General features: G+C 53.9%; 19 protein-coding genes. 10 read left to right on the top strand and 9 right to left on the bottom strand.

Annotated features, from left to right (window positions below; genetic code table 11):
* Nucleotide 1 precedes the first annotated feature (1 nt).
* Nucleotides 2-280 (top strand): YkgJ family cysteine cluster protein, encoded by a 279-nt coding sequence (locus tag ACJAXR_RS12810; protein ID WP_415058665.1) that lies wholly within the window; start codon nt 2-4, stop codon nt 278-280.
* A 74-nt stretch (nt 281-354) separates the two neighbouring features.
* On the top strand, nt 355-990 hold the full coding sequence (locus ACJAXR_RS12805; RefSeq protein WP_415058664.1) for an SOUL family heme-binding protein: 636 nt from the start codon (nt 355-357) through the stop codon (nt 988-990).
* A 17-nt stretch (nt 991-1007) separates the two neighbouring features.
* Here the strand turns inward: ACJAXR_RS12805 and ACJAXR_RS12800 are convergent, their stop codons facing one another.
* Nucleotides 1008-2105, bottom strand: coding sequence for a histone deacetylase (locus tag ACJAXR_RS12800; protein ID WP_415058663.1), 1098 nt, complete (start codon nt 2103-2105; stop codon nt 1008-1010).
* A 448-nt stretch (nt 2106-2553) separates the two neighbouring features.
* Here ACJAXR_RS12800 and ACJAXR_RS12795 point away from each other — a divergent pair, with 448 nt between their 5' ends.
* Nucleotides 2554-3240: a nitroreductase gene (locus ACJAXR_RS12795; RefSeq protein WP_415058662.1), complete on the top strand. Its 687-nt coding sequence runs from the start codon at nt 2554-2556 to the stop codon at nt 3238-3240.
* 12 nt (nt 3241-3252) lie between these two features.
* Here ACJAXR_RS12795 and ACJAXR_RS12790 read toward each other — a convergent pair whose 3' ends face one another.
* A complete protein-coding gene (locus tag ACJAXR_RS12790) occupies nt 3253-5442 on the bottom strand; it encodes an EAL domain-containing protein (protein ID WP_415058661.1) in 2190 nt (729 codons plus the stop codon).
* A gap of 225 nt (nt 5443-5667) precedes the next feature.
* Between ACJAXR_RS12790 and ACJAXR_RS12785 the strand changes: the two genes are divergently transcribed.
* Nucleotides 5668-6021 carry a YkgJ family cysteine cluster protein gene (locus ACJAXR_RS12785; protein WP_415058660.1) on the top strand — a complete coding sequence of 118 codons (354 nt, stop codon included), beginning with the start codon at nt 5668-5670 and terminating at the stop codon, nt 6019-6021.
* A gap of 109 nt (nt 6022-6130) precedes the next feature.
* Here ACJAXR_RS12785 and ACJAXR_RS12780 read toward each other — a convergent pair whose 3' ends face one another.
* Nucleotides 6131-6829 (bottom strand): tRNA (adenine(22)-N(1))-methyltransferase, encoded by a 699-nt coding sequence (locus ACJAXR_RS12780; RefSeq protein WP_415058659.1) that lies wholly within the window; start codon nt 6827-6829, stop codon nt 6131-6133.
* Nucleotides 6830-7055: 226 nt separating this feature from the next.
* On the opposite strand from ACJAXR_RS12780, the gene ylqF reads away from it, so the two are divergent.
* The gene (gene ylqF, locus ACJAXR_RS12775; protein ID WP_415058658.1) at nt 7056-8087 is read left to right on the top strand and encodes a ribosome biogenesis GTPase YlqF; all 1032 of its coding nucleotides are present in this window, start codon (nt 7056-7058) and stop codon (nt 8085-8087) included.
* Nucleotides 8088-8120: 33 nt separating this feature from the next.
* On the opposite strand, the gene ACJAXR_RS12770 is transcribed toward ylqF, so the two are convergent.
* Complete coding sequence (locus tag ACJAXR_RS12770; RefSeq protein ID WP_415058723.1) at nt 8121-8579, bottom strand: EVE domain-containing protein; 459 nt, start codon at nt 8577-8579, stop codon at nt 8121-8123.
* A gap of 93 nt (nt 8580-8672) precedes the next feature.
* Between ACJAXR_RS12770 and ACJAXR_RS12765 the strand changes: the two genes are divergently transcribed.
* On the top strand, nt 8673-9593 hold the full coding sequence (locus tag ACJAXR_RS12765) for a DUF1853 family protein (RefSeq protein WP_415058657.1): 921 nt from the start codon (nt 8673-8675) through the stop codon (nt 9591-9593).
* A gap of 43 nt (nt 9594-9636) precedes the next feature.
* On the opposite strand, the gene ACJAXR_RS12760 is transcribed toward ACJAXR_RS12765, so the two are convergent.
* The gene (locus ACJAXR_RS12760) at nt 9637-10512 is read right to left on the bottom strand and encodes an ion transporter (RefSeq protein WP_415058656.1); all 876 of its coding nucleotides are present in this window, start codon (nt 10510-10512) and stop codon (nt 9637-9639) included.
* A gap of 158 nt (nt 10513-10670) precedes the next feature.
* Here ACJAXR_RS12760 and ACJAXR_RS12755 point away from each other — a divergent pair, with 158 nt between their 5' ends.
* The gene (locus ACJAXR_RS12755) at nt 10671-12155 is read left to right on the top strand and encodes a protein adenylyltransferase SelO (protein WP_415058655.1); all 1485 of its coding nucleotides are present in this window, start codon (nt 10671-10673) and stop codon (nt 12153-12155) included.
* Between the two features lie 105 nt (nt 12156-12260).
* Here ACJAXR_RS12755 and gabT read toward each other — a convergent pair whose 3' ends face one another.
* Together gabT and ACJAXR_RS12745 are read right to left on the bottom strand one after the other, a co-directional pair.
* Nucleotides 12261-13538 (bottom strand): 4-aminobutyrate--2-oxoglutarate transaminase, encoded by a 1278-nt coding sequence (gene gabT / locus ACJAXR_RS12750; RefSeq protein ID WP_415058654.1) that lies wholly within the window; start codon nt 13536-13538, stop codon nt 12261-12263.
* A gap of 389 nt (nt 13539-13927) precedes the next feature.
* Nucleotides 13928-14113, bottom strand: a complete 186-nt coding sequence (locus tag ACJAXR_RS12745) for a hypothetical protein (protein ID WP_415058653.1) — start codon at nt 14111-14113, stop codon at nt 13928-13930.
* A gap of 370 nt (nt 14114-14483) precedes the next feature.
* Between ACJAXR_RS12745 and ACJAXR_RS12740 the strand changes: the two genes are divergently transcribed.
* The gene (locus tag ACJAXR_RS12740; RefSeq protein ID WP_415058652.1) at nt 14484-14726 is read left to right on the top strand and encodes a hypothetical protein; all 243 of its coding nucleotides are present in this window, start codon (nt 14484-14486) and stop codon (nt 14724-14726) included.
* Nucleotides 14727-14774: 48 nt separating this feature from the next.
* Here ACJAXR_RS12740 and ACJAXR_RS12735 read toward each other — a convergent pair whose 3' ends face one another.
* Nucleotides 14775-15428: a DsbA family oxidoreductase gene (locus ACJAXR_RS12735; RefSeq protein WP_415058651.1), complete on the bottom strand. Its 654-nt coding sequence runs from the start codon at nt 15426-15428 to the stop codon at nt 14775-14777.
* 104 nt (nt 15429-15532) lie between these two features.
* Nucleotides 15533-15730 carry a hypothetical protein gene (locus ACJAXR_RS12730; RefSeq protein WP_415058650.1) on the bottom strand — a complete coding sequence of 66 codons (198 nt, stop codon included), beginning with the start codon at nt 15728-15730 and terminating at the stop codon, nt 15533-15535.
* Nucleotides 15731-15808: 78 nt separating this feature from the next.
* Here ACJAXR_RS12730 and ACJAXR_RS12725 point away from each other — a divergent pair, with 78 nt between their 5' ends.
* Complete coding sequence (locus ACJAXR_RS12725; RefSeq protein WP_415058722.1) at nt 15809-16144, top strand: sulfatase-like hydrolase/transferase; 336 nt, start codon at nt 15809-15811, stop codon at nt 16142-16144.
* Nucleotides 16145-16276: 132 nt separating this feature from the next.
* A complete protein-coding gene (locus ACJAXR_RS12720; RefSeq protein ID WP_415058649.1) occupies nt 16277-16813 on the top strand; it encodes a hypothetical protein in 537 nt (178 codons plus the stop codon).
* Nucleotides 16814-17226 lie beyond the last annotated feature (413 nt).

The following is a 17226-nucleotide window of genomic DNA, read 5'->3' as shown; positions in this document are numbered from 1 at the left end:
AATGATTGAAGTGACCAATCTGCCTGGCAATGATGTGACCTGCGCAACCTGCCGGGCAAATTGTTGCCGTTTGGAGGTGATGCTTATTACAGATACAGGGGTGCCGGAAAAGTATGTAGCGTTTGATCAGTGGGGCGGTATGACTATGGCTCGTCTAGACGATGGATGGTGTGCTGCTTTGGATCGACACACCATGCTCTGCAGTATTTATGATAAACGCCCCTTTATCTGCCGTGAATTTGAAATGGGTGGTTATGAGTGTCTTGTTGAGCGCGGCTAGAATTGCAAACACAACGCTTACAATCTCATGTCAGACAGCCGGCTCTTACCGTAGAAAATGAAAGGAAGAATCTTATGGTGCGCGCAGGGTGGGTTGCATGGGGCTTTCTAACAGTGATATGCGGAGCGGGTAACGCTATGGCGGCTGAGGAGGCAGAGTACACAGTTGTACTCAAAGAGGAGTCCTTCGAGTTGCGCCGCTATGAGGCACACATACTTGCTGAAACCGCGGTTGACGGCGACTTTGATAGTGCAGGTAATAAAGCCTTCGGCAAGCTCTTCAAATATATATCTGGCGAGAACAAGACGCGAGAGACAGTTGATATGACCTCGCCAGTAGGCCAGGAGGCCGCAAGCGAGCAGATCGACATGACTTCACCCGTTGGTCAACAACAGGATAACGGGCGTTGGATGGTCAGCTTTATGATGCCCGCCTCCTTCACGCTAGAGACTCTACCAGAACCCAAGGACTCAACCGTCATCCTGCGACAGGTCCCCGCTCGACATATTGCAGCGATTCGTTATTCGGGCTTGTGGAGTGAAAAAGGCTATCTGCGGAACAAGGAAAAGTTGGATGCATGGGTACAGGATAAGGCCTTAAGTGTGATCGGAGAGCCGATCTGGGCTCGATATGACCCTCCATTTATGCCCTGGTTCATGCGGCGTAACGAGATTTTATTGCCGGTCATGAATCCATCGAAAAAAGAGTAAGCATAGGTATTTTGGCGTTATTCGTCTTTGAATGCATCGCGATGAAATTCCGCCGCTTGTGTGACTTCGCGCACGCCACATTCAGTTAACTCCGGAGCCTCGCCGCCGGCCATTATCGTCAACATCGTATGCACACCTCGGGAGAGGGAGGTGAGGTTGTAGCCGCCTTCCAGCACCAGAACCAGCCGGCCGTTGCAGTGCTTGTCGGCAATGCCTTGAACAATGCTGGTGAGCACGGCAAAGCCGTCGTAACTCACATTCAAGGCCATGTCGTTATGGTGTGGATCGCAACCGGCGGAGACAAGCACCAGATCAGGTTTAAAATAGTTTGCGGCAGGAATCAGTATTTCGCGGAATGCTTTCTCAAGGGCGATATCGCCGGTGGCTTCCGGAAGCGGGACGTTAACTGTATAGCCTTCGCCAAGGCCCGCGCCGATCTCTTCCATAAGGCCCGAGTTCGGATAAAACGGCGCGGCACAATGGGTGTCGAAAAACAGCACATCCGGATCGGCCCAGAATATATCCTGCGTACCATTACCATGGTGGGCATCCCAGTCGACGATCAGGATACGCTCGCAACCCAGCTGTGCCTGTGCGTGTGCGGCAGCCACAGCCACATTGTTGAACAGGCAAAAGCCGCGCGCTCGAACCGGTTCGGCATGGTGGCCTGGGGGGCGGACTAGCGCGAAAGCGCTTTGCGATTCACCTTTGACTACGCACTCGACCGCAGCGATCGCGTTACCTGCAGCGGAAGTTGCGGCATGAACACTGTCTGGCGAGACGGCGGTAGTATCCCTGTCCAGCCAGGCACGTTGGCCTTTTAGGGAGAAAATGTGATCCAGGTGGGCCGTGGTGTGCACGCGGCTCAGTTGCTCGTAAGTAGCGTGTGGCCCGGCCTTGATTTGCACACCGGGGATCGGGTGTTCGTCGAGCCAGTCCATGACTGCGCTAAGCCGTCCAAGGTGTTCAGGGTAACTCCATTTAAAGTTCAGCCCTTGCAGAATATCTCTTACACGCTTTTCTACTCGACTGGGCAAAAAGGGCAAATCCACCTGGGGATTATGGCCGAGCATGACTTCGTCATAAAACACGGTGACGCTACGAGACTCTGCCATTCGGGAATTCCTCACTATTGTTGCCGGTCACTGCTTGCTTTGGTATACGCACGCTCGCATGCAGACGGATAGGCTGCGCATTACGCAAGCGCCTAACCGGTGGTGTTATCGTATTGGGTATAGATCATATAAGCAAAATCAACAAGTTACCGTGGACTCATTAGCTTTTTCTTAGAGCAAGATAGGCTAGGGGTGATTTCTGTCTTTCCCTATCCAACGATTGGAGCCTCCGTATCGTGCGATAGCCTATCGCTGATAACGACCGAGTCCCATGACTGGGTATACTCCCTGCGACATTCATGGGTGGAATAATCATTGTCTGCGGGGGCGGTATCTGGCTGCATGCAATCTCGATTCCTGGCGCGAGAATGCTTGGGCCTGGATTGCAAGCTGGCGAGCATTGAAAGAGATGTGTTGTCAGCCATCATATTTGACGAGGAGATGAAGGGTGAACTACGAAGATGTTGTACTCGGGCGTCGCAGTATTCGCGCTTTTCAGCAGCAATCAGTTCCGCGTAGCGTTATTGAGGAGGTCATTGCGCTGGCCATTCGGGCGCCATCGTCCATGAATACACAGCCTTGGCACTTGCATGTGCTCTCGGGGGAACCGCTGGATCGTATTCGGGCCGATAATACCGAGCGCATGCTGAACGGTGTTCCGCCGGCCAAGGATAGCCGTGATGTGGGTAACTATCAGGGTGAACACCGGCAGCGCCAGGTTGAGATCGCGGTACAACTGTTTCAGGCGATGGGGATCGCCCGCGATGACAAGGAAAAACGCCAGGACTGGATACTGCGTGGCTTCCGGCAGTTTGATGCGCCTGTCTCTGTCGTGGTCACCTATGATCGTGCCTTACGCGAAGGCGATGTCGCTCAGTTCGACTGTGGCGCCTTGGTCAATGGCCTGGTGAACGCGGCCTGGTCCCGAGGTCTGGGCTGTGTTGTAAACAGCCAGGGGATCATGCATTCGTCGGTTGTTCGCAAGCATGCGGGTATTCCAGATGATCAAGTCATCATGATCTGTGTTGCGATGGGCTACCCAGATGAGCAATTTCCCGCCAACGCTGTGGTCTCGAAGCGTCGGCCAGTAAACGACGTGGCCAATTTTGTGGGTTTTTCCGACGCAGCTGAATAGGGGAGTTCAGTGCTAAGCTGATGTACTGACCAGCAATTGACAGAATGCCGTCTCGGCCACTGCGCGGCTGAAGTAATAGCCTTGATAGGTATGGCAGTCCTGTTGTTGCAAAAAAGCCAGTTGTTCGGCTGTTTCCACGCCTTCGGCAATCAATTCAAGCTTCAGGCTCCGGGCCATGGCGATGATTGCACGCACAATTTCGGCGTCATTACTGTCATGGGTGCAGTCGCGGATAAATGATTGATCGATTTTAAGCAGATCCAAGGGTAAACGCTTGAGGTAGCTCAGGGAGGAATACCCGGTACCGAAATCGTCGATGGCAAAGCGGATGCCTATGCCACGAAGTTCGTTCATCTTTTCCACGGTGTCGTTGATGTTGTGGATCACGATACCCTCGGTAATTTCCAGTTTCAGGCACTGGGTAGGAATCTGGTGTTCTTTAATGGCGGCTGCAATCTGGGCAACAAAGTTGGGCTGACTAAATTGCCGGGGGCTTATGTTGATGCTGAGACTGAACTGCCCGATATCAATCAGCCCCCGTTTTATCAGGCGGGCAATAAAATCACAGGCCTGACGTGCGACCCAGTGGCCTGCCTCAAGAATCATTCCGCTTTCTTCGAGTACATGCATAAAGCTCATGGGGCCGACCAGGCCTTGCACCGGATGATTCCAGCGTATCAAGGCCTCAGCGCCGATGATGTGCTGTGTCCGGGCGTCAACCTGTGGTTGATAATGCAGCTGGAATTCTTGGTTGAGTATTGCCTGGTGGAGTTCGGCTTCCAATTGCAGGCGCTGGCTGACCGCCACCTGCATATCCGGTTTAAAAAAGGCAATATTGTTTCGGCCGCTTGCTTTGGCGCCATACAGAGCCGTATCAGCATGCTTGAGCAGATCTTCTGGGGTACAGCCGTGCTCGGATGACAGGGCGATGCCGATGCTGCAGTTCATCTGTAATCCATGGCCCTCTATATTCATGGGGGTGGAGAGGTTCTCTAGTAATTGGGTTGCATGTGTTCTGGCGTGCTCGGCAATCTCTTGAGCATTGCCGGGTAGGCCGGTGAGCAGAACGACAAACTCATCGCCGCCCAGCCTGGCTACTGTGTCGACGTTACGCACGCCTTCGAGCAGGCGACGACTGATCTCTTGCAACACGGCATCGCCGCAACTATGGCCCAGTGAGTCGTTAACACGCTTGAAGTGATCGAGGTCAAACAGCAGGACCGCGCATCCCAGGCCGTGATTCTCGCCGAGTACCAGATGCTGGTTAAGCCGGTCTTGAAGCAGCAATCGGTTGGGCAGATCGGTGAGTGCATCGTGATAGACCTGATGTTTCATACGTGCTTCGATCATCTTCTGTTCGGTGACATCTTTGAAGCAAGACAGCGTGCAGCGCTCGGTACCGATCAAAATGAAATTACTGGATATCTCACAGTTCAACACGCGACCGTCCTTGGCGATAAAATCGATCGGTTCATTGCGCAGGCAGCGCTCGCGAAGCAGTTTATCTATGATGCTCGGGCGCTTTTCTGGATAACGCCAGAGCCCGATATCTTCAGCTGTTTTACCGATCACGTCCTGCGGCTGAAAGCCAAAAACGTAGGTGAAGCGATTATTGATTTCGACGATTTGTGCGTTGTGCTTGGCGAACAACACGTAAGGCTCGGGCGAGTCGATAAACAGTGCGGAAAACTTGGCTTCGCTCTGCTTCAGTGCCAGCTCCGCTTCGGCCCTCTCCGATATGTCGTGGGCCATGGACAGGCGACAGGCCTGGCCATTCATCTCAATATGCCCAACATAGACCAGGCACGGTTTGATCTGTCCGTTGCTGCAGCGAAAGCTTAATTCGCATTGATTGATAGTGCCGGTGTCTGAAAATTGGTCGAGAAAGGGGTCCCTTTGGTGTAAATCTGTCCACAGGGGCATTTTGGATGAATGCTGGTTGACGATCTGTGAGGCACCCCAACCAAACATCTGCTCGCAGGCAGGATTGACAGCGAGTACGCTACTGTCGGCTACCCGAGTCAGTACACAGGCGATAGGCAGCCTGTGAAACAGGAACAGAAAATCATCGTCTTGTGTCTTGCGGCTGTTCACTCGTGCTGGCGCCCAGACATGTTGAAGATTGAGGCTTGCGAATTCATTCGGTAGGCTCTTTTTCTTTTTATCAAAGTAGCTCTTTGCAGTTGCAGTTACAAGGTGCATCTGTGGCCCCTCCCGCTCACCAACAGTATGACAGTCGGGCCGCTTTCCAGCATTGGACGATATATGAAGATAGAATATTCCAGACACGTTCGTGTCTTGCAAGAAAATGCCAGAGGCACAAGAAAGAGTGCTGTTGCTGGGTATCGTTGATGCGGTCGAAACGGACTTGTTTTCAAGTGTTTTTCGCCAAACAAAATGTCATTTCACTTAGAGTTTTTCACGAGAATGAATAGCAACCAAGAGATCATCGCTCGATTACGCGAGCGTATTCCGTCGTTCGAATGTGTGCCGGGCTGTCACGACTGTTGCGGCCCGGTTACTACCTCTTCGGAAGAAATGTCGCGCTTGCCGGTGAAATCGGACGCCGAACATGACGCAGCACTGGATGATCTCAGGTGCGTACATCTTGGCCCTCAAGGCTGCACTGTTTACGGCGAGCGGCCGTTGATCTGCCGATTGTTCGGTACAACACCCCGTATGCCCTGCCCCAACGGTCGTCGTCCGGAGGAGATGGTGGAGCCGAAAATCGAGCGTCAGGTTCATCACTACATTGCCAATACGCGACAAGTATTGGTATGAACCGGAGCCTTACCTTGTGTCAGGATCAAAAGGCGCCATAGTCATGGTTAATGGTTATTTCGGACCTTGTTAACATCAAGGATCTGTATAGATGCCTCCTGATCCTGCTTTAAGCCCCCGAGTAGCCAATAACGACTGCTCGGTACGCATCAATGACGTGCTGCACATCCTCTGAATTGCCCCATTGCATATTTTGATAGTGCTTTAGAGTTTTGTTTAGATAACCCTTAGCGACGCGCTCTTGTTCAGGCGTTCCCACCTGCCAGATTACATCACCAATCGGGCTGATGTTGCGGCATACCCCCGTTTGTTCCTGCCCGGTCGAGACCAGCAGTATTTCGTAAAAGCGTTGGTTATCCTTAACCAGATTTTCCTGTTTCAGGCTGAAGCCTAGCGCGATGAGTTGCTGGCGTAATCCGTATTCCTGGTGAACGGGGCACAATAAGAAATCGATATTTGCCGTGGGATTTCTCTGATGAATAGCCTGGATAAAACGTGTCATCAGGGTTCCGCCAACGCCGGCAATGATGATTAATTGCTTGCCTGAGTACTGTCCCAGAGGTAGTGCAGCCACATCCAGGCAGTGGGTATGCCAAGCAGCGTGCAAGTGTAAATAGAAGCGCTGGAGCTTGTCAGTCAGCCTGTCTATCAGTTCAGGCAGGACGTCGACAAAATGCACATGCTCGGCGGCTTGGCGCGACAGCAGCTCTGCACCTAGCAAGCCGTGATCGCAGCAACAATCCCAGATATGCGTGTAGCCTGGCATGACCATGGATTCGATCTGTGTGAGACGCTTACTGAGTTTCAACGTTTTGCCTGATGGGCACTCAGGCCCGGGAGATGTATGTCATTTGCGCCCGTATTGTAATTGCTCGCGATGATTTGGCGAAGACCACTAATCAAAACGGTATAAAGCGTTGTGGCTTGGTTCTGCGATATACAGTGATTCAGATAGTTGTGTGACGTGTGGTTGTGAGGCTTTGCCGCCACATAACGTACAATATCGGTCTCATGCAGATTCAAGGCGCAGCATAATGGCAATTCAGTGGTACCCCGGACACATGCACAAGGCGCAGAAGGCGATCAAGGAGGTTCTGCCACAGGTGGATCTGTTGATTGAAGTGCTGGATGCGCGCATTCCCTATTCTAGTGAAAATCCGGCGATTGCTCAGTTGCGTGGTAACAAACCCTGCATCAAGGTGCTGAGCAAGACGGATCTGGCGGATCAGGAGATGACTGCCGTCTGGCAGGCGTACCTGGAGCAGGAACGGGGGGTAAAGACCTTTGCGACGACCACGCAAGAGCCAGGCAGGATAAAGCTGCTGGTCGATCTGTGCCGCAAGATGCTGCCGGAAAAGGACGCCGGAGCGAAAAATATCAACGCGATGATCGTTGGTATTCCCAATGTGGGCAAGTCCACACTTATTAATACGCTGGCCGGCCGGGTGGTTGCCAAGACGGGTAACGAACCTGCAGTGACCAAGGACCAGCAGCGCATTAATCTAGGCAGTGGCGTCACACTGCTGGATACGCCCGGTATTCTCTGGCCAAAGATCGAAAACCCCGACAGCAGTTATCGGTTGGCGGCCACGGGTGCGATCAAGAACACGGCGATGGAGTACGACGACGTCAGCTTTTTTCTTGCTGAGTACCTGATCAAGTCTTATCCCGAACTGATCATGGCGCATTTTCAGCTGGACAGGGTACCCACGACAGAGCTGGATTTTCTGGAGATGGCAGGTGCGCGTCGGGGGGCACTGCAGACGGGGGGCAGAATCAATCTGCACAAGATCTGCGAGGTGCTGATCAACGAGTTCAGGTCCGGCAAGTTAGGCCGTATTACGCTGGAGTCGCCTGAGCTGGTCGAGCGCGAAAAAGAAGCCATTGCCGTGGCCAAGGCGAAGAAAGAAGCCGAAAACGCCGAGCGCAAAAAACGTTTCAAGGACGGCTCACGCAACTCCGACCGGGCCGACCGCAAGGAACAGAAGAACCTGCCACGGCCACCTCGTCAGGCCAGTATCGCCAAGCCCGGCAGCGCACGAAAAAGTTCGGGCAAGAAAAAGTAGCCCCGCGGCGGTATTGTCCGTGGGTTGTTAGTGCTATTTTTCTTGCCTCAATATGATCTGCCATTGCTCGTCATTTATCGGCATGACTGAGAGGCGACTGCCGCGCTTGACCAGCGGCAGGTCCTCGAGTCCGGCGGTGCCTTTCAGCTCGTCCAAAGTGATCAATCGATTAAGCTTGCTTTGGAAGACCACGTCTACCGCTTGCCAGCGGGGTTTGTCCTGGGTGCTCTTGGCATCGTAGTAGGGTGACGCGGAGTCGAACTGGGCCGGATCGGGGTAGGCTGCACGTGCCACCCGAACGATGCCGGCGATGCCGATGTGTTTGCAGCTGGAATGATATATGAAGGCTTCGTCACCTTCGGCCATCTCTGTCAGGAAGTTTCTCGCCTGATAGTTGCGTACGCCGTCCCAGGCAATCAGTTTGTCCGGGTCGTGAGCAAAGTCATCAATGCCGCATTCCGCGGGTTCGGTTTTCATCAGCCATTTGGCCATTAGCTGTATTTCCGGGTGGTTTATCTGGTCCGACATTCTACTCCAGCGCTGATCGGAGCGGGTGTCGGCGACCTTTTCAGGTAGGCTTGGGATATGAAATCAGCTCTGCATTCTTCTGCCTGGGACCTGACGCGCTTCAGAGTACCCGCTATACGGCACCTCGCCTGGATGTGCCAGGCGGCGCAGCTGAGCGATAGTCCTCTGGCGTTTGATCTTCGCTCCCAGCTGCCGCTTGGCACGCTGGAGACGCTGCAGGGGTGGGATGCCATGCCGGCCACTGCGCCGACGGCATTGCTCGAGCCCGCCCATCCTCGCCTTGGGTACTATTTCGAGCGGCTTTACGAATGCCTGTTGCGCGATCTGCTCGGCTGGCAAGTACTGGCGCGTAACTTGCCGATACGCAGCCAGATACGCACGCTTGGCGAGCTGGATTTTATCCTGCGCAATCCTCATACGGGTTCGGTGGAACATCACGAGATTGCTGTGAAATTCTATCTTGGTTATGTTGAACCGAGCGATAACGAAGACCCAACTCAGGTGCACTGGTACGGCCCCAACGCGGTTGACCGGCTGGACCTGAAAACGGCGCGCATGCTGGAACACCAGAGTCAGCGCACATTGCTCGCCGAAAGCGTAGCGGCCCTTGATCTGTTAGGCATAGAGGCGCCGGTCAAACCGCGCATCTTCATGCCTGGCTATCTGTTCTATTCCGAAGCCAATAGCGTCACGCTCCCTGTGGGGGTGCCGCAGGATCATCAGCGGGGGCGTTGGGCCTATCTGGAGGCCGTGCGGGCCATGGACACAACCTGTTGGGTTCATCTGCGCAAACCCCATTGGTTAGGGCCCTGGGTCCAGTCCGCGACACCGGATTCACACGATGTCCTAGCGACGCTGGAGCAGATCGCGCTGAGGCACACTCCGCGTTTGTTTGCCAGCATGCAGTGGGATGCATCGACAGCCTTATGGATTGAGCAGGAGCGCCTGTTTATCGTCCCCGCCAAGTGGCCTTGCTGAAGCCATACTCTGCTGGTCTGGCTTCTGGCCTGGCGCGAGAGCGCTAGTGGTCGTGCGGAGGTGCCTTTCCCTGTTTGGGGCTTTGCTTCTCCTCGTCAAGCCAGGTGCCGCAGAACTTGCAGTACCGGGCATCCTTCTCGTGCTGGTGTTTGCCACAACCGGGACAGGCTTCGTCCGAGTACCTCTCATCGCGTAATGTCCGTAGGACGTCGGCGGAGAAAACACCGACCGGCAAGGCAATGATCGAGTAGCCGGTCAACATGATCATAATGGATATGAATTGGCCCAGCGGCGTGACCGGTGTTATGTCGCCGTAACCGACGGTGGTCAAGGTGACGATGCCCCAGTAGATGGCCGTGGGTATGCTGGTAAAGCCGGCTTCGGCGGGTTCGATTAAATACAGGATGGAAGAAAAAATGGTTACCAGCATCATGACGGAAAACAGGAAGAGTATGATCTGACCGCGACTTCGACGCAGTGCATCCATCAGTAGGTTGCCCTGGCCCACCAGAGACATCATTTCCAGAACCCGAAACAGCCGCAAGGTTCTCAACAGGCGTATCACCACCAAGGTCTCTGCTCCGGGTAGAAACAGCGCCAACCAGGTGGGTAGCACAGCCAGTAGATCTATCACGCCGTAAAAACTCTTCAGGTACTGCAGTGGCTTTTCCAGGCAGTAGATACGCAAGCCGATCTCAATGGTGAACAGCGTGGTGGCAACCCATTCGGCGTAATAGAAAATCTCGCCGTAGCGTTCATGGAAGGGCTGAACGCTATCGAGTAGCACCACCGCCACACTCAATAGAATCATCGCAGCCAGAGCGATATCAAAGCCTTTGCCTAGAGGAGTATCTGACTCGAAAATAATCTGAAAAAGGCGCGTTTTTAAACCAATGCTGGCCGGCCTCAGTAATTGCATTGCGCAGACATCTCCAGATAGCGGGTGAATTTTTCGGGGTAAACTTACTAGAGCATAGGAAGTCTCGCGACATTAGTCACACATTACCGGCCCCCGGGTTTTTCCATGGCCCTTTTGTTCACGTATCCTGAGGGCTTAATTCGTCACCGGAGCAATTCATGATTCAGCTCACCAGTCCGCACTTCGACAATACCTACGTCAAGCTCCCGGAGCAGTTCTATGCACACCAGAAGCCCACACCTGTTAGTGCTCCGCAGCTGATTCGCGTTAACCATGCGCTGGCTGCGCAGCTTGGAATATCCACTGAATGGCTGGCGTCGGCGCAGGGGCTGCAGATTCTGGCGGGGAACGATATTGCGCCTGGCTCGGAGCCTATCGCGACCGCTTACGCCGGTCATCAGTTCGGTGGATGGAATCCACGACTGGGTGACGGCCGTGCGGTGCTTTTGGGTGAAATTATCGGCACAGATGGTAAGCGCTACGATCTGCAGCTCAAGGGGGCTGGGCGAACGCCCTTCGCCCGTGGAGGTGATGGTCGCTCGCCTTTGGGCCCGGTGCTGCGTGAATACGTAGTCAGCGAGGCCATGGCTGCTTTGGGTGTGCCGACCTCGCGCAGCCTTGCTGCGGTAGCAACCGGTGAGCAGGTGATGCGCGAGTCGCCACAGCCCGGGGGCATCCTAACGCGGGTATCCAGCAGCCATATACGTATAGGCACTTTCCAGTATTTTGATGGCATTGGCGACGTAGAAGGGGTGCGAGCCTTAGCCGACCACGTTATTGCACGGCATTATCCAGAATCAGCGAAAGCCGCGCGTCCCTATGTGGCTTTATTGCAGTCCGTCATTGCCAAGCAGGCAGAGCTGATTGCCCAGTGGCAACAGCTGGGATTCATTCACGGGGTGATGAACACGGACAATATGCTGGTATCGGGTGAAACCATCGATTACGGTCCTTGTGCGTTCATGGACGAGTACGACGCTAATACGGTATTCAGTTCGATTGATCGGGGTGGGCGCTACGCTTATGCCAATCAGCCGGCAATAGGCCAATGGAACCTTGCCTGGCTGGCCCGCGTGTTGCTTCCGCTGTTGGACCCTGATGAGGACGCAGCGATTGAGGCTGCTCAGCAGGCGATCGATGGTTACGTGACGCTTTACCATTCAGCGTACAACGAGCTGATGGCAAAAAAGCTCGGATTGAACAGGAACAGCGAGGCCAGTGTTATTCTGATAGCGGAGTTGCTTGAGCTCATGGCTGCAGCTCAGGCGGATTACACACTGACGTTTCGCCGCCTGGCAGAGATAGCCAGCCCCCATCTGGGGTTTGAGAGCGTAGCGGATATTTTCGAGCTGCCCGACAATCTTGCCCTTTGGGCTGAGAAGTGGCGAGCGCTGCTGGCGCGAGAAGAAACCACCGCGGTGCAACGCCAGGAGCAGATGCTGGCGCTCAATCCGGCGTTCATTGCGCGCAATCATCTGGTCGAAGAGGTCATACGCAAGGCAGTCGATGAAAATGATTTGCGTCCTTTTCACCAGCTCGTCGAACGTCTGGGTGCCCCCTGCGACTTCCAGTTGGCAGATGCTCATTATGCCCGGCCCCCCGCCGCTGAACAGCGAGTGTTGAATACCTTTTGCGGGACCTGAGAAGGGTAGGGTTGATACGAAAAAACCGTAGCAAATGAACTGACCTCCAAATGGGGGTAGCCCAGTAATTGCTACGGCTTTTTACTATTGCTTCACCGCTTGCGATCAGGCTTTTAGTTCGCCGAGCACTTTTTCAATGATATCCAGCCCTTCCTCGAGCACTTCATCCTCGATGGTGACCGGCATCAGAAAGCGAATGGAGTTGGCATGCATGCCACAGGCCAGCAGTATCAGTCCGTTTTCCTTGGCCTTGGCAGTAATCGCTGCAGCCAGATCGGCACGCGGTGTGCGGCTGGCCTTGTCGGTTACCAGTTCAAACGCGGCCATCGCGCCAAGATTGCGCGAGTTATCCACGAACTCAAACGTCTCCTGCCAATGGGCGAAACGTTTGGCGAGTTTGTCGCCTAGACGATTGGCCTTGCCGAGGATGTCCTCAGTCTCGAAAATGTCCATCACGGCCAGAACGGCGGCGCAGGATACAGGGCTGCCGGTGTAGGTGCCGCCGAGCGAGTTCGGGCCCGAGCTGTCCATCACTTTGTCGGTGCCCACCACAGCGGAGATGGGCATGCCATCAGCCATGCTTTTGGCCATGGTCATCATATCGGGCTCAACGCCGCTGTGCTCGATCGCGAACATTTTGCCGGTTCGGCCGAAACCACTTTGCACTTCATCGACAATCATCAGAATGCCGTGTTCGTCGCAAATCTCTCGAATAGCCTGGAGGAAGCTCGGTGATGCCGCATAGAAACCACCTTCGCCGAGTACTGGCTCGATAAAGATAGCGGCGGTATTTTCCGGGTCTGCATCGGTACGCAGGGTCATGCGCAGGCCGCGCAAAGCCTCCTCTTCACTCACGCCGTGGTATGCCACTGGATAAGGCGCACGAAATACCGTGCCCGGCATGGGTCCGAAATCACCCTGGTAGGGTTTTACCTTGCCGTTCATAGCCATCGTCATGAAGGTACGGCCATGGTAGCCGCCGTCAAAGCAGATGATGTTGGTGCGACCAGTGGCGGCGCGGGCGATTTTGACCGCGTTTTCCAAGGCTTCGGCACCCGAGTTAGCCAGCATGACCTTGGCATGGCCACGCACTGGGCTGATTTCGCTCAGCTTTTGCGCCACTCGCACGTAGCCCTCATAGGGCATAACGGTCTGGCAGGTATGCATCAGCTGGTCTAGCTGCGCTTTTACCGCAGCGACGACCTTGGGGTGACGATGACCTACGTTGAGTACGCCGATGCCGCCGGCAAAGTCGATCATGCGCTTGCCATCCGCATCCCATAATTCGGCATTGGTCGCGTGGGCGGCAAATTGTTCGTTCGGGCTGGCCGCGCCGGCGGCCACGTAACGTTCTTTGAGCGCTTGCAGTTCTGCGTTGTTCACTTTGTCGTCTCCATCGATTGAAACTGATTGCGGGGATTGAGGCTGATCCGTCGTGTTACACCCCAGCGGTAAAGCTGGGCGCGGATAATTTTGGGCTTCATTCCTGTCTTGAATAACCAGTACCCATGCAAATTAAGCTGCGTAGGAGCGGGTTAATGCTGGTCAGAAAGCGGGTGGACCGCTCGTTGTCTGTTACCGATCTAATCACCATGATGGACGAACCGGCGCCAATGAACAAAAGTTTAGCAGGATAAAATACTTACAAAGTGCGTTAGGACGCGTTGATTCCGGTGTCTTTGCTATCCAGACTGAGCTCGTTCTCATCTGTCCAGTATTCCTCGATCCCTTGCTGGCCGAGCTTTTGCGCTCACTTGGTCAGTGTGGGACGCTCAGTCTTGAAGGCGTAATGGGATACAGTATAACTGGTAGACAGTGAGCCCACCGGGCACGCTGTCAAATAGCTTGACGATAGTGCCATCTTCAACCGCGACTACCGGGGTCCCCTTGGGGGCCATGATATCCAGCGCCTCATGAATTCGGTCATCACCACGTGGTTGTTCATAATTATCATTCAAATCCTGCGTCCTGAGGCCCTGTACCGGCACGGTGAGTGGTGGTGGCGCAGCGAAGTCTAGTACCGCCGCTTCAGTTTCCACCTGAGCGTTGGTCGGCTCTGTCTGGACGAATAGGATCAGGGCGACGATGCTTATAGAGGTAAACCAAGCGGTTATTTTGGCCGTGGATAAAGCATGAGGGCTAATGGGTAAACCCTCGCAGGCAAGATGCAACTAGTCGGATAATTGGCCCGTTGCGTCCGATTTTCATCAATTCGTTTGGCGGATTTAATTTTCAGTCTATAGTGTCTAAAATGCTCAGTGTGGCAATAGGATGAGCGGGTTGATTTTGCAGGATGCGATTACCTCGGAACCTTGATAGAGAATGCACATGCGCAATCAACTATTGGTAAGATCTCATCCCGGTCAGCTTGCTCCTGCGATCCCTCTCGGTGTCGATGTGGTCGAATTGGAAGACCGCAAGCAGCGTCAGTTGTCCGAATTGCGCAGTCACATCAATCAGTTACTCTATTGCGGCTGGCAAATAGTAACCCGCCACCCGCTGACGCTTCAGAAAGGCCGGCAAGCCTGCTATGTCCTGCACGGCATGCTTATCAGCGATTCGTTGATCTAGTGGTTGATTGCGATTTCCCCACTTGTCATTTCTGCCAGAGTCTAGCGGTTAGGCGTCAGGACTTTGGGCGGCAATCTCGCGGAACGCATTGACCAGAATGTCGGGCTCCTGCGCTCCTGAAATCAGGTGTCTTTGGTTGATGATAAACGCAGGTACGGCGGAGACGCCGGCTTGTTGGTAACGGGCTTCATCGGCTCGTACCGCCTCTGAATAGGCGTCGGATTTGAGGATGGCCTTAGCCTGGGCGCCGTCCAGACCTATTTTTTCAGCGCATCCAATCAGCACCTCAGCATCGGATATATTCTCGGCCCGACCAAAATAAGCCTCAAAAAAAGCCATCTTCATGTCTGTTTGTCGATCTTGCTCTCCAGCCCACTTCACCAGCCGGTGGGCATCGAAGGTATTGTGTGTGTACCTTTCCTGCATGAGGCTGAAGTTCAGACCCAGCTCCTCTGCGATGTCCATCATATTGCGCTGGGCTGCTTCCATTTCGGCGGCGCTTCGACCGTATTTGCGGCTTAGGGCCTGTAAAATGGGTTCGCCGTCTGAGGTGCTGTCGGGATTGAGTTCGAAGGCGTGCCATTGCACTTCGAATTTCAGTTCATTGTTCAGGGTCTTCATCGCTTTTTCCAGGCGGGCGTATCCGATGGCGCACCAAGGGCACGCAATATCGGAGACGATATCGATCTGCATATTCTTCATAGGTACTCCGTGTGTATCTCAAATAGCCGGATGGCAGCGTATATGCTTTATGTTTGCGCAGCATAGTCTGCAAGCATCCATTGGCTCAACTTACTGCGGGCTATCTACGGATTGTCGCGGGTAAATGCCACGAGCATCTGGGCCACTTCTTCACCCTGGTCCTCCTGCAGAAAATGCCCGCCGTTAGCTATAGTCGTGTGCTTCTGGCCCTGAGTGCCGGGAATGAGTTTCTGCACTACCCGATCACTGCCCCCAGTCACTGGATCGGAATCGCTGAATAACATAATTAAAGGTTTATTCAATTTGCCCAGCTCTATCCAGGCAGCTCGGATCTTCTCCGAAGCCGGATTGTCCGGGCTAGTGGGCACTAGCAGGGGGAACTGTCTGGCCCCTTCCTTAAGGCTGGTTCTGGTTCTGGTTCTGGTGCGGCGCCAGACATCATTCTGCCAGTGATTGAATCCTGGTCATCCTGGCAAAGCGAGTATTTCTCCGTACTCAATAACTGGACACCGCGGTTAGATCAGATCGCAGCAGAATACCACGCCAACAAAAATTTTCACGCCAATGGCTTCACTACCAACGAGGGCTTGATCGCGTTATTGATAGGCTACCAGCCAATTCCGGCTGTTAAAACATACAATGCTCGGGCACCATTCCAGAATTTCTGGAATCTCAAACAAACACTGCCCCGAATGTTACGGAAACAGGGTTACTAGTCCCTGTTTTTGACATCGGGGGACCTGGCGTTCGCCAACAAAGGTTTGTGGCTTGAGGATACAAGGTTTGACTATGTGGAGGGTCATGAGTTCGCTAGCTACTGGGGTCAAAGCCGGTACACATTCAATTCCGTGGCTGACACCCCTCTCTATAGCCGGTTTCTGGAGCTTGTAACCGGTGACCCGCAGTTTCAGCGTTTTGCCGAACTCTGGCCTGGCTTTATGCCGACCAATTGGACTGAAGCCGCACTGCAATTTCCTCAAGCTGAGCGCTATGCGGACTTTCCTCCGGAGCTGGATGTTCTGGCGTATCTGGAAAAGCAGGGCAATGCCCTCGATTTGGGTAATGTTCGAGTCAGTTTCAGTGAGAGCACGTTAAACCTTCTCGCAGCGAATGAGGACCCGATACTACTATTTCCGAACTTTGAGCTTGCCGGCGGTCGCGACTATCAGCTGGTTGTCACTCTGAAAGCTCCGCAGACTACGACTGCACAGCTATTTCACAAGGCTGGCAATGAAACTTCTTTTAATGAACAAAACTCAGAGGCACGTACGCTAGAACGTGGCGAGAACACTATTTCCTGGTCATTCAGCATTGCCGAGGCGCCTGACGAACTTCGCCTGGACCTGGGCACGATAGTCGGGAGGTACGGTATTAGCCGAATGTAATTGAGTAGTCTGCCATGAGCGCAGCCTCAGAGCACCCAGGCTCTTGCGCCTGATACGCCTTATCTCATACTTATTGAAACGGTCTCGACCCATCACCCTTACATCAATCCTATGACGATGAAGCCATCGGCCGAGGAGACTTTTGGCAATGCCGATGCAACGGCGTGCATTTTTTATGAAGCTTTTCTGGACTCTGACTTTTTCACAAATGGTGTATTGACCATCGCAGCATGACGCCGCTAGCAGCCAATGAGATTGATCGATTCGGACTTAGTGCAAGCGCACGCGTTCCGCTGATAATCACAGGGCCTATGCTTGACACGCCAACCTGTCCCGACGGCCGCTTTTAACAACGCGACTTACCAGGATCACTGGCGCAATTGTTGGTTGGTGAGAACTGCCAGAGCACTGAC

This window comes from Halopseudomonas sp. (assembly GCF_047631575.1).
GTDB lineage: Bacteria > Pseudomonadota > Gammaproteobacteria > Pseudomonadales > Pseudomonadaceae > Halopseudomonas.
Note: the sequence above shows the minus strand (reverse complement) of the source record. Positions and strands in the feature narration are given on the sequence as shown.